Origin of the sequence: Mesorhizobium sp. M5C.F.Ca.IN.020.32.2.1, assembly GCF_004023105.1 — a bacterium.
GTDB lineage: Bacteria > Pseudomonadota > Alphaproteobacteria > Rhizobiales > Rhizobiaceae > Mesorhizobium > Mesorhizobium wenxiniae.
The window spans coordinates 1-484 of record NZ_RZSX01001647.1; the positions used below are offsets into that span (position 1 = coordinate 1).

General features: G+C 69.8%; 1 protein-coding gene. It reads left to right on the forward strand.

The genetic code is table 11. The annotated features are described in order from the left end of the window. A partial coding sequence (locus EOA86_RS37945; RefSeq protein ID WP_164892473.1) for an MFS transporter occupies positions 1-484 on the forward strand: 484 nt, incomplete at both ends.

Genomic DNA, 484 nt, shown 5'->3' on the forward strand with positions numbered 1-484 from the left:
GCTCGGCGCACTTGTCGCGACCCTTGCCGGCTGGCGCGGCACGTTCTTTGCCATCGCCGGGCTCGGCGCGCTGGCCGGCGCCATCCTGTGGTACCGGCTGCCGCGCGGCATCGTCGGCACCAAGCTGCCGCTCAGGCAGCGGCTGGCTGCAACCCTTCGCCCCGGCGTGCCATCGATCCTGCTGACCACACTTTTGGCGCTCACCGGCGCCTTTACGGTCTTTGCCTTTGTCGCGCCGCTAGCCGTCGAAGGCGGAGGCTTGAGCCCGATTGCGCTGCCCGGCATGCTGCTCGCCTTCGGTGTCGGCGCCGTCATCGGCAACATTGTCGGCGGGCAGGCTGCCGATCGCTTCGGCGCGACGCGCACCGTCAGCTGGTCGCTGGCGCTGAGTGCGGTCATGCTGGTCATGCTTTCGGTCATCCCGGCATTCCTGCCGCACAGCGTCGCCGGGCCGGCACTGATGGCCATGATGGTGCCGTGGGGC